Source organism: Mycobacterium sp. IDUB_19, assembly GCF_055419445.1.
On sequence record NZ_JBVAXR010000049.1, the window covers coordinates 1 to 15,812 of the forward strand.

General features: G+C 65.6%; 20 protein-coding genes. 10 read left to right on the forward strand and 10 right to left on the reverse strand.

The window, feature by feature from the left end:
* From ACZY0B_RS24495 to ACZY0B_RS24510, 4 genes are all read left to right on the forward strand, one after another.
* Nucleotides 1-411: dioxygenase family protein (locus ACZY0B_RS24495; protein ID WP_463766830.1), on the forward strand; the 411-nt coding region annotated here is incomplete at its 5' end.
* Nucleotides 412-444: 33 nt separating this feature from the next.
* Nucleotides 445-993 (forward strand): carboxymuconolactone decarboxylase family protein, encoded by a 549-nt coding sequence (locus tag ACZY0B_RS24500; protein ID WP_463766831.1) that lies wholly within the window; start codon nt 445-447, stop codon nt 991-993.
* Nucleotides 990-1,544 (forward strand): carboxymuconolactone decarboxylase family protein, encoded by a 555-nt coding sequence (locus tag ACZY0B_RS24505; protein WP_463766832.1) that lies wholly within the window; start codon nt 990-992, stop codon nt 1,542-1,544. The genes ACZY0B_RS24500 and ACZY0B_RS24505 overlap by 4 nt, the downstream gene beginning before the upstream one ends.
* A 50-nt stretch (nt 1,545-1,594) precedes the next feature.
* Nucleotides 1,595-2,161, forward strand: coding sequence for a TetR/AcrR family transcriptional regulator (locus ACZY0B_RS24510; RefSeq protein WP_463766833.1), 567 nt, complete (start codon nt 1,595-1,597; stop codon nt 2,159-2,161).
* Nucleotides 2,162-2,164: 3 nt separating this feature from the next.
* Here ACZY0B_RS24510 and ACZY0B_RS24515 read toward each other — a convergent pair whose 3' ends face one another.
* Both ACZY0B_RS24515 and ACZY0B_RS24520 read right to left on the reverse strand, forming a co-directional pair.
* Nucleotides 2,165-3,334 carry an acyl-CoA dehydrogenase family protein gene (locus ACZY0B_RS24515; RefSeq protein ID WP_463766834.1) on the reverse strand — a complete coding sequence of 390 codons (1,170 nt, stop codon included), beginning with the start codon at nt 3,332-3,334 and terminating at the stop codon, nt 2,165-2,167.
* A 43-nt stretch (nt 3,335-3,377) separates the two neighbouring features.
* Nucleotides 3,378-4,145 (reverse strand): cutinase family protein, encoded by a 768-nt coding sequence (locus tag ACZY0B_RS24520; protein ID WP_463766835.1) that lies wholly within the window; start codon nt 4,143-4,145, stop codon nt 3,378-3,380.
* A 210-nt stretch (nt 4,146-4,355) separates the two neighbouring features.
* Here ACZY0B_RS24520 and ACZY0B_RS24525 point away from each other — a divergent pair, with 210 nt between their 5' ends.
* Nucleotides 4,356-5,141: an Rv3717 family N-acetylmuramoyl-L-alanine amidase gene (locus tag ACZY0B_RS24525; RefSeq protein ID WP_463766836.1), complete on the forward strand. Its 786-nt coding sequence runs from the start codon at nt 4,356-4,358 to the stop codon at nt 5,139-5,141.
* 33 nt (nt 5,142-5,174) lie between these two features.
* Here the strand turns inward: ACZY0B_RS24525 and ACZY0B_RS24530 are convergent, their stop codons facing one another.
* Together ACZY0B_RS24530 and ACZY0B_RS24535 are read right to left on the reverse strand one after the other, a co-directional pair.
* Complete coding sequence (locus tag ACZY0B_RS24530; RefSeq protein WP_463766837.1) at nt 5,175-5,510, reverse strand: DUF202 domain-containing protein; 336 nt, start codon at nt 5,508-5,510, stop codon at nt 5,175-5,177.
* Entirely contained in the window at nt 5,507-5,818 is a 312-nt protein-coding gene (locus ACZY0B_RS24535) for a YidH family protein (protein WP_463766861.1), read from the reverse strand. The genes ACZY0B_RS24530 and ACZY0B_RS24535 overlap by 4 nt, the downstream gene beginning before the upstream one ends.
* Before the next feature lie 175 nt (nt 5,819-5,993).
* Here ACZY0B_RS24535 and ACZY0B_RS24540 point away from each other — a divergent pair, with 175 nt between their 5' ends.
* Nucleotides 5,994-6,707 (forward strand): haloacid dehalogenase type II, encoded by a 714-nt coding sequence (locus tag ACZY0B_RS24540; RefSeq protein WP_463766838.1) that lies wholly within the window; start codon nt 5,994-5,996, stop codon nt 6,705-6,707.
* Here ACZY0B_RS24540 and ACZY0B_RS24545 read toward each other — a convergent pair.
* The 4 genes from ACZY0B_RS24545 to ACZY0B_RS24560 all read right to left on the reverse strand — a co-directional run bounded on the left by ACZY0B_RS24545 (nt 6,704) and on the right by ACZY0B_RS24560 (nt 9,608).
* Nucleotides 6,704-7,147 (reverse strand): hypothetical protein, encoded by a 444-nt coding sequence (locus ACZY0B_RS24545; RefSeq protein ID WP_463766839.1) that lies wholly within the window; start codon nt 7,145-7,147, stop codon nt 6,704-6,706. The genes ACZY0B_RS24540 and ACZY0B_RS24545 overlap by 4 nt on opposite strands.
* Nucleotides 7,148-7,156: 9 nt before the next feature.
* Complete coding sequence (locus tag ACZY0B_RS24550; RefSeq protein ID WP_463766840.1) at nt 7,157-7,696, reverse strand: ester cyclase; 540 nt, start codon at nt 7,694-7,696, stop codon at nt 7,157-7,159.
* Nucleotides 7,697-7,902: 206 nt separating this feature from the next.
* Complete coding sequence (locus tag ACZY0B_RS24555) at nt 7,903-9,198, reverse strand: cytochrome P450 (protein ID WP_463766841.1); 1,296 nt, start codon at nt 9,196-9,198, stop codon at nt 7,903-7,905.
* Between the two features lie 62 nt (nt 9,199-9,260).
* Entirely contained in the window at nt 9,261-9,608 is a 348-nt protein-coding gene (locus tag ACZY0B_RS24560) for an MmpS family transport accessory protein (RefSeq protein WP_463766842.1), read from the reverse strand.
* Between the two features lie 101 nt (nt 9,609-9,709).
* On the opposite strand from ACZY0B_RS24560, the gene ACZY0B_RS24565 reads away from it, so the two are divergent.
* Nucleotides 9,710-10,795 (forward strand): NAD(P)H-dependent amine dehydrogenase family protein, encoded by a 1,086-nt coding sequence (locus ACZY0B_RS24565; RefSeq protein ID WP_463766843.1) that lies wholly within the window; start codon nt 9,710-9,712, stop codon nt 10,793-10,795.
* Nucleotides 10,796-10,929: 134 nt separating this feature from the next.
* Complete coding sequence (locus tag ACZY0B_RS24570; protein WP_463766844.1) at nt 10,930-12,744, forward strand: Hsp70 family protein; 1,815 nt, start codon at nt 10,930-10,932, stop codon at nt 12,742-12,744.
* 3 nt (nt 12,745-12,747) lie between these two features.
* On the opposite strand, the gene ACZY0B_RS24575 is transcribed toward ACZY0B_RS24570, so the two are convergent.
* Together ACZY0B_RS24575 and ACZY0B_RS24580 are read right to left on the reverse strand one after the other, a co-directional pair.
* Complete coding sequence (locus ACZY0B_RS24575; protein WP_463766845.1) at nt 12,748-13,110, reverse strand: hypothetical protein; 363 nt, start codon at nt 13,108-13,110, stop codon at nt 12,748-12,750.
* A gap of 149 nt (nt 13,111-13,259) precedes the next feature.
* On the reverse strand, nt 13,260-14,216 hold the full coding sequence (locus tag ACZY0B_RS24580) for an SDR family oxidoreductase (RefSeq protein WP_463766846.1): 957 nt from the start codon (nt 14,214-14,216) through the stop codon (nt 13,260-13,262).
* A 57-nt stretch (nt 14,217-14,273) separates the two neighbouring features.
* Here ACZY0B_RS24580 and ACZY0B_RS24585 point away from each other — a divergent pair, with 57 nt between their 5' ends.
* Both ACZY0B_RS24585 and ACZY0B_RS24590 read left to right on the forward strand, forming a co-directional pair.
* The gene (locus ACZY0B_RS24585; RefSeq protein WP_463766847.1) at nt 14,274-15,026 is read left to right on the forward strand and encodes an SHOCT domain-containing protein; all 753 of its coding nucleotides are present in this window, start codon (nt 14,274-14,276) and stop codon (nt 15,024-15,026) included.
* Nucleotides 15,027-15,226: 200 nt separating this feature from the next.
* Entirely contained in the window at nt 15,227-15,793 is a 567-nt protein-coding gene (locus tag ACZY0B_RS24590) for a methyltransferase family protein (protein WP_463766848.1), read from the forward strand.
* Nucleotides 15,794-15,812 lie beyond the last annotated feature (19 nt).

Below are 15,812 nucleotides of genomic sequence, written 5' to 3' on the forward strand. Positions count from 1 at the left end.
GGCACCGGGTTCTACGACGTGCAGATGACCGAGCCGCTGCACGGCGAGTTCGCCATGCGCGCGCTGCTGACCACCGACGAGGACGGCCGATTCTGGTATCGCTCGATCACGCCGCGCTACTACCCGGTGCCCACCGACGGCCCGTGCGGGGAGATCATGCGCGCCGCGAATCGATCCGTGATGCGACCCCAGCATGTGCACTTCTGGTTTAAGGCCGACGGCTACCAGCCGCTGATCACCCAGCTGTTCCTGCGCGACGACCCTTACATCGATTGCGACGCGGTGTTCTCGGCGCAGGACTCGCTGAAGGCCGACTTCGTGCGCCACCAGCCGGGCATCGCCCCAGACGGAACGCACGTCGACGAACCCTTCGTCACGCTGGACTGGACGTTCACGCTCGCCGCCGAGTGAAGCCGAGCGACGCCGAGTGAAAGGATGGCGGCCATGACACGCATCGCGTTCGCCGACCTCGACCAGCAGCCCGAGTCCATTCGCGAGTGGGTAGCTCGTCGCGGCAATCTCAATGTCTTCCGGGTTCTGGCCAACGCGCCCAACGTGTTTCCCGGGTGGTCGCAAATGGTCGACGAGCTGTACGCCAGCCCGACCTTCAGCGCGCGGATGCGGGAAGTGATCGTGTTGCGGGTGGCCAACCTGCAGGGCTCAGCCTACGAGCTGGCCCAGCATCTGCTGTTGGGCCGCGCCGCCGGTCTGACCGAGCAGCAGCTCGATGCCCTCGCCACCGGCGAACTCGACGGAGCCGGCTTCAGCCACACCGAACGCACCGCCCTCGACGTCGTCACCGAGTTGTGCACCACGCACCACCTGCGCGACGAGTCCTTCGCCGCCGCCCAGGCCATCTTCGGCGACGCGGTGCTCACCGAATTGCTGATGATCGTCAGTTGCTACTACGGGCTGGCATTGGTGCTCAACGCGGTCGACGTGGAGATCGACCCAATGGTGCTGCCGCAGAACCGCAAAGGAGAAGTCGAATGACGCGGGTCCCTTACCGGCGGCCCGACGACATGCCCGAGCAGGCTCGCGAATTGACCGCGGAGCGCGGCAATCTCAACGTCTACCGCACCCTGGCGAACGCCGAGAACGCATTCACCGGCTGGATGCTGGCCGGCCGCGACGCCCTGACCAGCCCGGTGCTGCCGCGGCGGCTGCGTGAACTGGTGACGCTGCGCACCGCCTACCTGATGGACTGCGCCTACGAGCTCGGCCAGCACCGAGACGTCGCGCGCACGGCGGGTGTCAGCGTCGATGAGATCAACGCCCTCACCTCCGAGTCCGGTTGGCAAGCAGGCCATTTCGAGTCAACCGAACTTGCGGTCCTGCAATTGACAACCGAACTTGTCAGCACACGCGCAGTCGCGGCACCGCTCTTCGATCAGGTACATGCGGCCCTGGGCCCGGAGGCCACCGTGGAAGTACTGATGGTGATCAGCAGGTACGCGGGCCTTGCGTTGATGCTCAATGCACTCGACGTCGACCTCGACGAAACAGCACGGCTGCCGACGATCCCAACCGACACGCGGCGTTAATTTCGCACAAGTCTAACGACCCGTGCCGATTGCCCGTAACGTTGCACGACGTGGCCGCGCGTAAGCCCTCGACGCGCCTGTCAGCCGACGACTGGTTGCAGGCCGGGTACACCCTGCTCGCCGAGGAGGGTGCACGCGCCCTCAAGATCGAACGGCTCTGCCGGCAGGTCGGCGCCACTCGCGGCAGCTTCTACTGGCACTTCGAGGACATGGACAGCTACCGCGCCGCCCTGGTCGAATCGTGGAACACGTTCCGGGAGCAGGACCGGCAATCCTTGGACCAGATCGACACGCTGCCGCCGCGAGAACGGCTGTCTACCATGATGATTGCCTTGGTCAGGCCGCAACACTGGATACTCGAGCGCGCGATGCGGGAGTGGGCACGCACCGACAAGACCGCCGCCGCCAACGTCCGCGAGGCGGATCGCCGCCTGGTTCGTTCCGTCGCGAAGGCCTACAGCGATTTTGGTTTCAGTGCCGAGGACGCCCGGTTGCGCGCGGAGCTGACGTTCGCAGCCGGAATCGGACTACTGCACCTCACCGCCACGCCCGGCCAGGCGCATAGGGCGGCTCAACACGAGCGCTTCCTGGACCTGATGCTCGCCGACCCGAAGTAGCGATCACACCATCGCGATCGGCGAGATCTTTGCCCCAATCGCCAACGCCCCGGCCAACTCTCGGCTCACGTCATAGTCGAACACCACATGGCCCGCGGCGATGTCCACGTCGCGCTTGGCGCGCTGCAACGGGCTCGACAGGAAGTGCGCACTGGCGCCGGCGGCCTCCATCAGATCGGAGATGATCGCGCGGCACTCGTGCACCGTGTACGCCGCGGCCAGCCGGGCGTCGGCCCGCACCGATCGCCGAACGCGTTCACCGCTGACGACCAGCTCGTCAATGCCTGCGGCGGTCTCGGCGATCAGCGCGCGCAACGCGCGCAGCCGCACCATCGCATCTCCGAGCCTGATCTGCGCGGCGGGCTGATCCTTTTGCGCCACACCGCTATACGCCAGGACCCGGCCACCAAGCCGCTCGGCGAAGAGCTCGGTCACCCGCTCGGCCGCTCCGAGCACCGGCATCGACGCCGTCAGCGCGAGAGCTGGCACCAGGGGCCACCGGTAGGTGGCCGCCCCGTGCACGTGCGCTCCAGGCGCAGTGCCGCCGTAGATGTCGGCCACGCTGGCGATGCGGTGGTCGGGGACGAAGACGTCGGTGACGATGACGTCGTGGGAGCCGGTTCCCCGCATGCCGGCGGTGTGCCACACGTCGTCGACCTCGACCTGCTCGGCAGGCACCACCACGAGCGCCGGAAAGATGTTGTCCTGTCGCTCTATCAGCGCCCCGACGATCACCCAATCGGCGTCCATCGCGCCCGTCGACCATGACCACCTGCCGGTCAGGCGCACGCCGCCATCGGCCGGAGTGCCGCGGCCGGTCGGGGCCAGCGGGGCCGGCGCCAGCACCGGGCCCGAGGCGAACACTTCCTCCTGGAGCTGCGGGTCGAACAACGACAGCATCCAGTTGTGCAGCGCATAGAAACCCAATGTCCACGCGCTCGAGGTGCAGCCGTGTGCCATCTGCCGAATCGGTTCCAGCAGTTCGGGAAACGACGCCTGGATACCGCCGAACCGGGCCGGGAGCAACAGCCGGAACAGGTCCGTCTCCCGGAACTCGCTGACCGTCGCCGCGGGCAGCCGGCGCAATTGCTCGGCTTCCTCGGCGCGCTGCGCTAACCGCGCGACGAATTCGTCGGTGATTCCGTGCAGCGAGCGGCTAGCAACCGCGGACATGCGGTCACCGTAACATACTTTTTAGTATGTAAAGCCCGGCGGATCAGTTGCCGAAGCCGCCGCCGTTGGGCGAGTGCACCACGATTGCCGGTCCGGCGGCGGGGCCTGCGTCGAGGCGGCTGGCGGCAAACGACGCGCCCTTGTCGATCCAGGTGCCGTCGTCGGCGTAGGTGTTGTGGGCGGAGAAGTTCATTCCGTCCGAGCACACCGGGTCGTCGGTGGCGCACACCTTGATGGTCTTGGACTGATACGTCGGCCCGATGACGACCGGTGGCTGGCCCAGGAAGTTCATCGCCCGCACGTTGGGCGTCCCGAACAGCACGACCGCGGCGACGTGGTCGGCGACGTCGGGTGCCAGGGGTTTGGGCACGGTCGCGGGATCAACGCCGTCGGGCACTGCCGCTGAAGTGACGAAGCCCATCACGGCCGCGCCCTGGGAGAATCCGCTGAGCACCATCTTGGTCTTGGGGCAGCTGGCCGCCATCGACATGACGTGAGCGCTGGCGTCGCGAATGCCGTCCAGGCCGGTGTCCCATTCATTGCTGGCGGGGTAGTTGACCGCGTACACGTCGACGGACTTTCCGCCCTCGCGCCCACGCAGATTGTCGACGAAGGCTTGCCCGGTGGGTCCGATGCCTTCGGGCTCGCCGGTGCCGCGCGCGAACACCACTTGAGTGTCGGGGCATGGCTCGGCCGATGCCGACGGAGTAGGGGAGACAAGGAAACCAGTACCAACGCCCAAGGCCGCTATTGCCGTGGGTTTGGCGAATCGAATGATGTGACCGGCGATCATGCCGAAATAAATGCCCATCGGTGCCCATCCCAAACCTATGAGTTCCAAGACCAGTTCACCACTGTTGCCGAAGACCGCAAAAGCGACACGCAGAAGACTTTTTAAGGGTCTTATTTGGCCTGATATCCCGGTCGATACCGAAGGTCTGCTGGCCGGTCCCGACGTCGTGCCTTTACAAATCAATCGGCTTGATCTGGAGAATAGCAGGAGGATTGCTACCATCGCGCGGTGAGCGATCCGCCCGCGGCACCAGGGTGCGGCCGGCTGAAATCCGTTTCTAGACGCCAAGTCCTGAAACTTGCCGGCGTCGCGCCGGGCCTGCTGGTTGTGACAACGCTTGATTCCCCACCCGCATCCGCCGGCCTCGCCGGAACGTCCGTCTTCCTCGACGCGGGCCACAACGCCGTGAATGACGCCTCGATAAATCAGCAGGTTCCGAATGGCCGGGGCGGCACCAAACCGTGCCAAACTTCGGGCGCCGCGACTAGCGACGGCTACCCCGAGCATGCGTTCAATTGGGCCGTCGTCGGCCTCATCAGTGAATCGCTGCAGCAAATGGGCGTGAACACCGCGCTCTCTCGCGGCGACGACAACTCCGTCGGACCCTGCATCGACGAGCGCGCCGCGCGGGCCAATGCGATGCACCCGGACGCGATCGTGAGCATTCACGCCGACGGCGGCCCGCCGTCCGGCAGCGGATTTCACGTCAACTACTCCAGCCCGCCGCTCAACGCCGCCCAGGCCGGCCCGGCCGTGCAACTGGCGCACACGATGCGCGATGCCCTGGTTCAGGCGGGATTTCATCCGTCAACCTACGTGGGGTCGGACGGGCTTTACGGGCGCGACGACCTCGCCGGCCTGAACCTGGCCCAGTACCCGGCAGTCCTCGTCGAACTCGGCAACATGAAGAACGCCGACGACGCCGCGCGGATGGAAAGCGCGGACGGCCGGGCGAAATATGCCGCGGCCGTCACGCAGGGGATCGTCGCGTTTCTGAACGCCGGCGGCCGGTGAGCGGACTATGTTCTGGGACAGTGCCTTTCGGCACTACCAGACTAGCTGCGCGGCTATGGCCATGACGATAAGCAGCAACGTGGCTATCCCGATGATGTACACGGGGCCACGAGGACTGATTCGCGCTGGGAGTGGTCGCTGTTGCAAACTTCTTTGTCGCTTGAACGCGATCACGTAGGTACACAACGCCGCTGCAAGAGCCACGCCCGCCGGGATCAACGGCGCCCACCCCCTCGCGCCGTGCATTTCTTTGATGGCCAGCAGTACGCCGTTGGCCAGGAACGCGAACGAGGTCCGGGTCCAGGCCAGCGTCGTGCGCTCGGCCGCCAGGGTGTTGGCCGACGGAGTGCCCGCCGTCGCCTGGGTCAACCCGAGACCGCCTTGAGAATGACCAACCCGAGCGCGATCAGCCCGACCAGGCTGAGGCCAGCCGCGAGGTAGACAGGCGAGGGATGACGGGGCAACGGGGCGCCGCGGCGCATCGCGCGGTCCGCCTGTTCCCAGCGCAGCAACCCCATCCCGCTGGTCAGAATCGCCAGCACCGCGAGGCCGATGCCGAGGAGTCGGCGGGCACCGGGCACCGTCATCTCGGGCACCAGCTGTACCAGGGCGACCGCCGCTGCGAGCAGACCCAGAGCGGTGCGTTGCCAGGCCAGGAAGGTCCGCTCGTTGGCCATGGTGAACCGGTAGTCGGGCTCGCACTCTTGCGGGCTGACCTCGTGGTGTTCGTCGGCGGGCGTGATGATGTCGTCGGCCACGGGCTACCTCGCAAGACATATCAGAACAAGCTTTTTTATCCCCCTGACTTTAACTAACGCTTGGGCTGCCGGGCCGACTTTCACCGCGCGCTGCATGATGAAGCTTGTGGTTAAGGCGTTGTTGTTCGACGTGCAAGGCACCGCGACGGATTTTCATTCGACCGTGTGTGACGCGGCGCAACGAATCAGCGCCGGGAGGCATCCGGGTGTCGATTGGCCGAACCTGGTCCGGCGTTGGCGCGCAGGCTACTTCGACGCGCTGGAGGTGGCTCGCAGTCGCCACAGTGGATGGGTTTCGGTGCACTCGGTGTATCGCGCCGCGCTGGAGACCGTCCTGGACGAGTCCGGCATCGGCGGCTTTTCGGATGCGGAGCGCGAAGAGCTCACGCTGGCCTGGCAGCGGTTGCGGCCGTGGCCGGACGTGGTGGCGGGGCTGTCCCGGCTGAAAAGTTCGTTCACGTTGGCCACGCTGTCGAACGCCGACGTCTCCGCGGTTATCAACATCTCCAAGCGAGCGGGGCTGCCGTGGGATGCGATCTTTGCCGCCGAGATGGCCGGTGTGTTCAAACCCGAGCCGGCGATCTATCGGATGGCCGCGACCTACCTGGGCCTGGTTCCGGGCGACATCATGATGGTGGCAAGCCACAAGTACGACATCCGCGCGGCGGCCGGACTCGGCTTTCGTACGGCCTTCGTCGCGCGCCCGCTGGAATTCGGGACTGACGGCGACCCCGATGTCGCCTACTCCGAAGAGTTCGACATCAACGCGTCCGACTTTCTCGACCTCGCCGATCAGCTCGGGTGTTAAACGCGCGCCGACCCGGTCAGGGGTTGGCCGTTGGCCGACTGCAGCAGGCAGACGACGGTGCTCGGCGTGGGGTCGGCGCCGGTGCGGTCTTGGTTCGAGTCAATGAGATACGTGATCGAAAACGCGCCGCCGTCCAGGGATCGGCCGGTGTAAGGGGCGAACCCGTCGTTGCAGTCCTTGTTGGCGACGATTGCGACGGCCTTGTCGACGGCCATCGGGCCCCGCAGATAGACCTCGGCCAAATGCGCTGTGGCACAGTCGACGGCGGTGACCGTCACCCGGCTCAGATCGATCGGCGGAAGGTCGGCCACGCAGTCGCCGACCTGCAGGTCGATCCACTTCACGGTGTGCGGACCCGGTGGTGCGGGAGCGGCGGTGGCCGTCGCGCAGGCGCCTAACAACGCGGTTGAGACAAGCGCGCATATCGCGTGAAGGCGCATCGCTGCAGTTTACGCGGACGTCAGTGCCGGGTCCGGTTTTTCCGACGACATCGACAACAGCCCCCGCACACAGCGCGCAGCGAGCAGCCAGTTCGACGGCTTCTTCATGTTCAGCCCGCCGAGGAGCTGTTTGATCATGGTCAAGGTGTCGAAGTAAATGCGTTCGCAGACAAGCGTTTCGGTGTCGTCGAAGACGAAGTAGGCGTTCATGCGCACCCGGAACCGGCTGCCGGTGGGCGGGACCTTGCCGAGGAAGCCCCGATGCGTGCCCATCAACCAGAACTCGACGATCACCGCGTCGGCGCTGTGCCGCAGCGCGATGATCTCGTGGTCCTGATCGGGAAATGCAGTGCGCGTGTAGTTGTAGTAGCCACGCACCGCCTTGTCTCCGTCGTGAATGACCATCTGCGGGATCAGCTCATAGTGGGGGTGCGGGAACGTCGCCAGCACGTCGTCCCAGTCCTGGCGGACCTCGTCGTGAAAGTGGTCGAGCACGAGTTTCTGGCGGGCGGCCAGCACCTCGGGAGCGGGAAACGCGGGAATGGTCACGTGGTCAGCGTAATCCTGGATTTTGTGGCGCCGGGCTGCGTTTCTGATAGCGCATGCGCTATCGGTTTTGAGAAGGCGATATGCCTTCCAACAGGGGCGGGGCAACAGGGGCCGGGCGGAAGATATAGATGTTCGCGGGATCCGATATCGCATGCGCTATCAGAATCGCCGCCCCTCCGCGTTCGGTGCGATTCCCGAACTTAGCCTCAGCCCGGGGGAGTCCAAGCGACCGGCAGGGACTTGATGCCGTGAATGAATTGCGACAGCAGCCGCGCCGGTTTGCCGGTCACGGTGATGTCCGGTATTTCACGGCGCAACTCATCGAAGACGACCCGGATCTCGCGACGAGCCAGGTTGGCCCCCAGACAGAAATGCGCGCCTCCGCCGCCGAAGCCCAGATGCGGGTTGGGGTTGCGCGCGACATCGAACGCCCATGGATTGTCGAACCGTGACTCGTCGCGGTTCGCCGAGTTGTAGTACAGCGCAACCTTGTCGCCGGCCGCCATCTTGACGCCGCTCAACTCGAAGTCTCGAGTCAGGGTGCGGCGCATGTAGATCACCGGCGAAGCCCACCGCACGATCTCCTCGACCGCGGTGGGTGTCAGCTCCTCGAAGTTGGACCACCACTTCTCGCGTTGCTCGGGAAAGCGGGACAACGCCAGCACGCCGTGGCTGATCGCATTGCGGGTGGTTTCGTTGCCCGCCACCACCAGCAGGATGAAGAACGACGCGATCTCCTGGGAGGTGAGACGGTCGCCGTCGACCTCGGCTTCGACCAGGCTCGTGGTCAGATCGTCGTGGTGGTTGGACCGGCGGTCTTCGGCCAGCGCGGTGGCGTAGGTGCCGATGTCCATCGAGACTTGCATGAACTCTTCGAAGTCGGTGGTCAGATCGGGATCGCCGAAACCGAGAATCACGTTGGTCCAGTGGAAGACTCGCTGATGGTCTTCCTCCGGAATTCCCATCATGTCGCAGATGACCTGCAGCGGCAGCGGCCCGGCGAGCTCGGTGACAAGGTCGGCCTGGCCGTCGGGATGGTTGGCTTTCAACGAGGTGACCAACCGATGCGCGCGATCCCGCACCGAAGCCTCGATGCGGGCCACCACTTTCGGGGTGAAGGCCCTGCTGACGATCGAGCGCAGCCGCTGGTGTCGCGGGTCGTCGAGCACGATCATCGATCCGAAGTACTCGGCCAACTCCGGTGTCTGGTCGTTGATCGTGATGCCGTCGGCGGAGCTGAAGATTTCGGGATGACGGCTGGCGAAGTGGACGTCGTCGAGCTTGGTCAGCGCCCAATACCCGTTGCCGGTCTCAAACCCCTCGTACTCGATCGGGTTCCAGAACGAGATCGGGGATTCCCTGCGCAAGGTGGCGAAAACGGCGTCCCGGACGTCGTCGTTACGCACCCAGAAGTCGAGCGACTCGAGATGGATATCGGCAAGTGGAATGTCGGGCGGTGGCTCCCCGTTCGGCCGCGTCGCGATACCGGTCTCAAGGCTCACGTAGCCTCCCTTCGCCTTTGAAAGGGGTTTGCAGAGGTGACACTGGCGAGCCTAGACCCGGATCAGTGGGTACAGACGGTTCTCGCCGGAACGCCCGTCGTTGCCGTCGCGGCGCTGACCACGTTGCCGTCGACCAAAATCTTGCAGGAAATGGGACCCGGTCCCTGCGCGCTGAGGGCGAACACTTGCCCGCCGAACGCGGTGAACTCCGTCGACCAGGGCAGCGGCGCATTTACTTGGTGCAGCTGGCCGGTGTCGGTTTGGTAGTAGATGAATTGGGCGACCGCGGGCCCGTTGATCTCGTAGCGGACCTGGGGCATCTGGGGTATCGCGTGGGCGACGCCGCAGGCATTGGCGAAGCCGAAACCGATAGCCAGCAGCATCGACGGTGCGGCGAGGTGCTTTCTCATGAATTGCATCGTGTCACCTAGCGGGACGGGGTGCTAGAGGTCACAGTGTGCGCTTAATGTGAAGCCGAGCGGGGCTGGTGACCGGAAAGGTGGCGTAAGGCATGGCGGGACACGGCTCAAAGCGTGTGGTGGTGTTTGGTACTGGCTTCGTGGGCAGGATGGTGATCCCCGAGATCGTCAAGCACCCGCTGTTTGAGTTGGTGGGCGTCGGCGTCAGCAATCCGGACAAGGTCGGCCGCGACGTCGGCGAGATCTGCGGGATGCCGGAGAAGGTCGGCGTTCTCGCCACCGACGACATTGACTCGCTGATCGCTCTGAAACCCGACGCGCTGGTGCACTACGGCCCGACGGCGATGCACGCCAAAGAGAACATCTCGCTGATCACCCGCTTCCTACGGGCCGGCATCGACGTGTGCTCGACGGCGATGACGCCGTGGGTATGGCCGACGATGCACCTGAACCCGCCGAACTGGATCGAGCCGATCACGCAAGCCTGCGAGCTGGGCCAGTCGTCCTGCTTCACCACCGGCATCGACCCGGGATTCGCGAACGACCTGTTCCCGATGACGCTGATGGGCCTGTGTTCGGAGGTGCGGAAGGTCCGGGCGTCGGAGCTGCTCGACTACACCAACTACGAAGGCGACTACGAGTTCGAGATGGGCATCGGCCGCGAGCCCGAATTCAAGCCGATGCTGGAAGACCGCGACATGCTGATCTTCGCGTGGGGCGCCACCATCCCGATGATCGCGCACGCCGCCGGGATCATGCTCGACGAGATCACCACCACCTGGGACAAGTGGGTGACTCCGACCGAGCGCAACTCCGCCCGGGGCGTGATCAAAGCCGGCCACGTGGCCGCTGTCCGGTTCACCATAAACGGCGTCTACCAGGGCGAAACGCGCATCCAGCTCGAACACGTCAACCGCATCGGGCTCGACGCCGCCCCCGAATGGCCGACGGGTCACGACAACGACGTCTATCGGGTGGACATCGAAGGAACCCCGAGCATCTTCCAGGAGACGGCGTTCCGGTTCACCGACGGCTCCGGCCGGGACGCGGCCGCCGCCGGGTGCCTGGCGACGGGACTGCGGGCGTTGAATGCCGTGCCGGCGGTCAACGATTTGCCGCCCGGCTGGGTCACCCCGCTGGATCTTCCGCTGATCGCCGGAGCCGGTAACATACGGTGACCAGCGCGGATACTGTGGCCGATTCGTTATACAGCTCACGCATAGCTTGCGCAGAGATTGGCTATAGGTATATCCGACAAGATGGCGCTTAGGCGGATGCGGGGGCATTCCGCTCGATAAACGGGGATTGGACCATGTCAGACGGAGCTACGCCCGCGCTGGGTCTCTCGATTGGCGCCACTAACTTCGCCGCGGTCACCGCGGATCACGCGATTACTCGTAAGCCCGTCATGACGCTGTATCGCGACCGGCTGCCCGAGATCGGGGTGCCGGCCGAGAACCCCCGGCTGGATCAGCCGGGCCTGGTGATCACCGACTTCGTCGACCGGGTCGGCGACCCGATCGGCATCGTGGCCGCCGACGGCTCCGTGCACCACAGCGAGGTGCTGGCCGCCGACGGGTTACGCGCATTGGCCTACGCCGCCACCGGCGGGCGCGGGCTACCCGAAAACGTCGCGGTGACCCACCCCGCTCACTGGGGATCGAACGCAGTCGACGCGCTGGGTTCCGCGCTGAGCCGGGTACCCGAATGGACAAACCGCGCCCAGCCGCTGACGCTGATCCCCGATGCCGCCGCGACGCTGTTCGCCGTGCGGGCCAACCCGGGCATACCGGCGCGCGGGACCGTGGCGGTCTGCGACTTCGGCGGCAGCGGCACCAGCATCACGCTGATGGACGCCGCGGGTGACTATCAGCCGCTCGCCCCGACGGTGCGGCACCTCGACTTCTCCGGCGACCTGATCGATCAGGCGCTGTTGACGACCGTTCTGGCCAACCTGCCGAGCGCCGATTCCTTCGATCCGTCCGGCACCTCGGCGATCGGGCCGCTGAGCCGGCTGCGGACCGGTTGCCGAAACGCCAAAGAGCAGCTCTCGTCGAGCACGGTTGCCACGCTGTCCGACGGGCTGCCGGGGATACCCGGCGAGATCCGGCTCACCCGGAACGAACTCGACGACGCGATCCGTACATCGCTGACCAACTTCGTGATGGTCCTGGATGAAACGCTGGCGCGCAACGGGATTCGCGACCTGGTCGCCGTGGTTTCGGTCGGCGGTGGCGCCAACATCCCGGCGGTCACCACGATGTTGTCCGGGCACCTGCGAGTTCCGGTCGTGACGATTCCACGTCCGCATCTGGCGCCGGCTATCGGCGGGGCGTTGCGCGCGACGCGCGGACCGGGGGAGACCAGCGCGACCCTGCTGACCCCGGCCGCCTCCCCAGCGACGGCGGCGGCCGTGGCGGCATTGGCCCCAGTGGCGGTGGCGGAACGGAATTCGGTGCTGACCCAGGCGGCGCCCTCGGAGCCGGTATCGAGCGCGATGCCCGCACTGGCCTGGTCGGAGGCGGGCGACGATTCGCGCGCCATGCCGGTCGGCGCCGCGAATCATGGTGGCGGATCGGGTTATACGTCGGCGCGCCCGGCGATGGACTTCGACCAGCCCGTGCAGCCACGCCGGGAGAAAAAAGGTTCGATCATTCCCTGGCGTCGGATGCCGGGGATGGTCGTCATCAGTACGGCCGTAGCGGTGTTGCTGGTTTGCGTCGCGTTGGCGATCGGCCTCTCCGACAACAAACCGGCCACCACGCCGAGCCCCGGCGTGAGCACGAGTCCGGTTTCCGCGCCGCCCGCAAACAACGGAGCTCCGCAGCCCGCCCCGGCAAGCCAGGCACCGATCACGGGTCAGGCCGCGACCCCGGCGGAGCCCGCCGCGCCGCCACCGCCGGCTGACGCTCCCGCTCCCGCCCCTGCGGTCGTGGACACTCCGCCGCCCGCCGCCGTCGACACACCGGTCCCGGCGGCGCCCCCGCCACCGGTCGAGGCTCCAGCTCCGCCGCCGGTGCCCCAAATACCGGCGCCCGCACCTCGGGTCCCGCCGATCCCGGCGATTCCGCCTATCCCGCGCATCCCGGGAATCAGCTTGCCAATTCCTGGATTTGGTGGTCAGTAAGAGCTATCTGGAGCTGGGGCGCTTTTCGCCCTTGTTTTCCTCGGCCGCAATCTTTTTGAGCTCTTCGTTCAAGGCCTTGTCCTTCTCGACCTGGTCCTGCTTGTCCTGGTCGTCCCGGTCGGAGTCTTCGCTGTTCTTGGGGTTGCCGTCGTCGTCCAGCCAAGCGCCGATCGCCGTACCCGAGACTGCTCCGCCGGAGCCCGGCAGCACCAGCGTGGGCCGGTCCTCGTAGGCCGTCATCATTTCGGCGGCCTTTTGCTTGGCGTCGTCGTCAGGCTCCGGCTTCTCGGTCAATTGCCCGGTCTCTTCGGATACCTCCGGCTGCTGGCCCTCTTCACCGGCTGCTTTGTCGTCCTGCACGCTCATCCCGCTTCCCCCTTGTAGTCGCAGTTTCGCCCCCCGGCTCGCTGTCGGTTACCCGCTGCCGCGCTGTGTCGAAACTCTCGTTACCGCAATCTTTTTGCCTGACCAGCGGTCACAGGAGGGATGGGATGGGAAAAGCTTTGTGCCAGTTGCTAGTTGGTTGCTGGATAGCTGACACCGGTGAGTTGCTCGGAAATCTCCCACAGTCGCCGGCAGTCGTCCTCGTTGCGGGCACGCGCGGGCGTGCTGGCGATTTTCACCCCGCCACCTGCGAGTTCCATGAAACCGCGGGGCCCGTAGAATTCGCCGCCCTCGGCCTGCGGCGTGGCCGCGGCAAAGAGAGCGGGCAGGATTCCCTCCTCGATCTCCTGCCACAGGAACGGCGTGAAACGCCACGACGCCTTGTACAAGCGCTCCATCAGTGCCGGCTTTTCGCGACCGTACGACGGTCCGCTGACCTGCAAGTTGGTTTTCGTCAGGCCGGGGTGTGCGGCATTGGAGACGATGCCCCAGCCGCCGGCGCGGCTGCGCTTGTCCAGCTCGCGGGCGAACATCAGCACCGCGATCTTGGACTGGCCGTAGGCCGACATCGGTGCGTAGGACTTCTCGAACTGCAGGTCGTCGAAGTGGATCTTGCCGCTTTGGCTGGCCGCGAGGCTGCTCAGCGACACGACGCGGGCACGCTGGGCGGCGCGCAACAACGGCAAGACATGCCCGGTCAGCGCGAAGTGCCCGAGATGGTTACTGCCGAACTGCAATTCGAAGCCGTCGGCGGTGGTGTCGCGTTCCGGTGGCGTCATCACCCCGGCGTTGTTGATCAGAATGTCGATCGGGCGGCCCTCGGCGTTGAGTTGCTCACCGAGCGCGGCGACGGACGCCAGCGACGACAGGTCGAGGGATTTGATGGTCAGGTTTGCGTCGGGCACGCTGCCGCGGATCTCTTCGATCGCCGCCTCACCCTTGGCCCGATTGCGGATCGCCATGACCACATCGGCGCCGGCCGCCGAGAGCCGCCGGGCCAGCCCGAAACCCAGACCGCTGTTGGCTCCGGTGACGATCGCCAGCTTCCCGGACAGGTCTGGCACGGTGGCGACGAGATCGTTGGACATGGGTATCAGTCTGCACTTTCGTTGGCCCCGGGTCACTAGCAGTGACACACTGCGTGCATGCGCAGCAGGCGGCTGGCCAAGATTTCGCTGTCCGCTGCCGTCGTGATGATCGTCGTGTCGATCGGCGGCTTCATCGTCACGCTGGTGCTCAACGCCTTTTTCCTGGACGACTACAACGCCTACGGCGAGGTCCCGATCCCGGGGTCGGCCAGCGTGTACCTGCCCGCGGGAGAGGTCACCGTCAGCTTGCACACCGTGGTGATCAGCGGTCCGAGCGGTGGTGGTTTGCCGGTACCGCCGCTCGGGGTCACGATCAGTCCGCCCGACGGTGTCGCGCAGCCGTCGATGACCGAAAACATCGGCAGCACAACAACAGTCAACAACGACGCGCACGTGCGGGTGTGGGTGGCTCAGATTCCGGCCGCGGGGACGTACAACATCACGACAGACGGCCAGGTCAACGGATTCATCGCGCCTCGGCTGGCCTTCGGCCACTCGAGTTCCTACGGCTTCCTGGTGTGGGTGTTTGTGGCCATGTTCGTTGTGGGCCTGGTCGATTCGATCTTGTCGGGGTGGTGGCTGTCCCGCACCCGGCGCAAGGCGGCAGCGGCGGTGGTTGCCCGGACGTGGGAGCCCACCGAGTGGCCGATCGCGCCGGCCTCCCAGCCACCGCCCGCTGCGGCGTATGAACCCACCGGCGAGGGCGTTCGGCTGGAGCGACTGAAAATGCTGGCGGCGCTGCGGGATTCCGGGGCGTTGACCGAGGAGGAGTTTCAGACCGAGAAGCGGCGGATCCTCGAAGGGCACTGAGGGCTGCGGGCTTTTGCCCGCCTCTGAGCGACAACATGTGGCGCCCGCTGGGGGCACCGCCGCGAGCCTAACGCCAGTGCGATTTTGCGTGCTGATTTTCGCAGTGGCGTTAGGCTCGCAGCCAAGACTTAGTGTGGAACGTCGGAAATCAGTGGTAAGACGCCAGCCGCAATGAACCCTAGAGAGGAGATGCGACCATGATGCCGGGATATTTTGCCGCGTCGACCCTCGTGGTCTTGCTTGCCGTAGTGATAACGCGAGTCCTCCTGCTGCGCAGAACCGGAACGCAGGCAATGCATTTCGGGAACCTCGACAAGACGGACTTTCTGATCCCGCCGGTCGCGCTGTTTTACTTCTACACGGTCTTCGCCGCCGCCTTCGACTGGCCGCTCGTTAGCAGGCAGCGGTTCTTTCATTCGAATGCCGCGGCGTGGGCAGGGGTTGCGCTATGCCTCGGCGGATTGTTGGTGCTGGTGGCCAGCCTGGTCTCGTTCGGCCGCAGCTTCCGCGTCGGCATCGACGTTGACCACCCCGACGAATTGGTCACGACGGGCATCTTTTCGGTGAGCCGCAACCCGATCTATGTCGGAGCCGCCCTGATCTTGATCGGTGAGTTCCTCGCCTTCCCCAACTGGATACCCTTGGCCTACCTCGCCGGCGGGCTCGCGCTGTTTCACCGCCAGGTACTGCGTGAAGAGGAGTTCATGCGCAACCATTACGGCCAGGAATACCTTGAGTACTGCGAGCGCGTGAGGCGATATTTGTAAACGGTAACGCTGCGGGCGC

Excerpts from the sequence above, each read along its gene's own strand:
- ACZY0B_RS24520 (WP_463766835.1), bottom strand. The coding sequence starts at position 4,145 with ATGGGCATTTATTTCGGCATGATCGCCGGTCACATCATTCGATTCGCC.
- ACZY0B_RS24545 (WP_463766839.1), bottom strand. The coding sequence starts at position 7,147 with ATGCGCCTTCACGCGATATGCGCGCTTGTCTCAACCGCGTTGTTAGGC.
- ACZY0B_RS24535 (WP_463766861.1), bottom strand. The coding sequence starts at position 5,818 with ATGGCCAACGAGCGGACCTTCCTGGCCTGGCAACGCACCGCTCTGGGT.
- ACZY0B_RS24560 (WP_463766842.1), bottom strand. The coding sequence starts at position 9,608 with ATGAGAAAGCACCTCGCCGCACCGTCGATGCTGCTGGCTATCGGTTTC.
- ACZY0B_RS24570 (WP_463766844.1), top strand. The coding sequence starts at position 10,930 with ATGTCAGACGGAGCTACGCCCGCGCTGGGTCTCTCGATTGGCGCCACT.
- ACZY0B_RS24540 (WP_463766838.1), top strand. The coding sequence starts at position 5,994 with ATGATGAAGCTTGTGGTTAAGGCGTTGTTGTTCGACGTGCAAGGCACC.
- ACZY0B_RS24515 (WP_463766834.1), bottom strand. The coding sequence starts at position 3,334 with ATGTCCGCGGTTGCTAGCCGCTCGCTGCACGGAATCACCGACGAATTC.
- ACZY0B_RS24565 (WP_463766843.1), top strand. The coding sequence starts at position 9,710 with ATGGCGGGACACGGCTCAAAGCGTGTGGTGGTGTTTGGTACTGGCTTC.
- ACZY0B_RS24500 (WP_463766831.1), top strand. The coding sequence starts at position 445 with ATGACACGCATCGCGTTCGCCGACCTCGACCAGCAGCCCGAGTCCATT.
- ACZY0B_RS24585 (WP_463766847.1), top strand. The coding sequence starts at position 14,274 with ATGCGCAGCAGGCGGCTGGCCAAGATTTCGCTGTCCGCTGCCGTCGTG.
- ACZY0B_RS24505 (WP_463766832.1), top strand. The coding sequence starts at position 990 with ATGACGCGGGTCCCTTACCGGCGGCCCGACGACATGCCCGAGCAGGCT.
- ACZY0B_RS24590 (WP_463766848.1), top strand. The coding sequence starts at position 15,227 with ATGCCGGGATATTTTGCCGCGTCGACCCTCGTGGTCTTGCTTGCCGTA.
- ACZY0B_RS24580 (WP_463766846.1), bottom strand. The coding sequence starts at position 14,216 with ATGTCCAACGATCTCGTCGCCACCGTGCCAGACCTGTCCGGGAAGCTG.
- ACZY0B_RS24575 (WP_463766845.1), bottom strand. The coding sequence starts at position 13,110 with ATGAGCGTGCAGGACGACAAAGCAGCCGGTGAAGAGGGCCAGCAGCCG.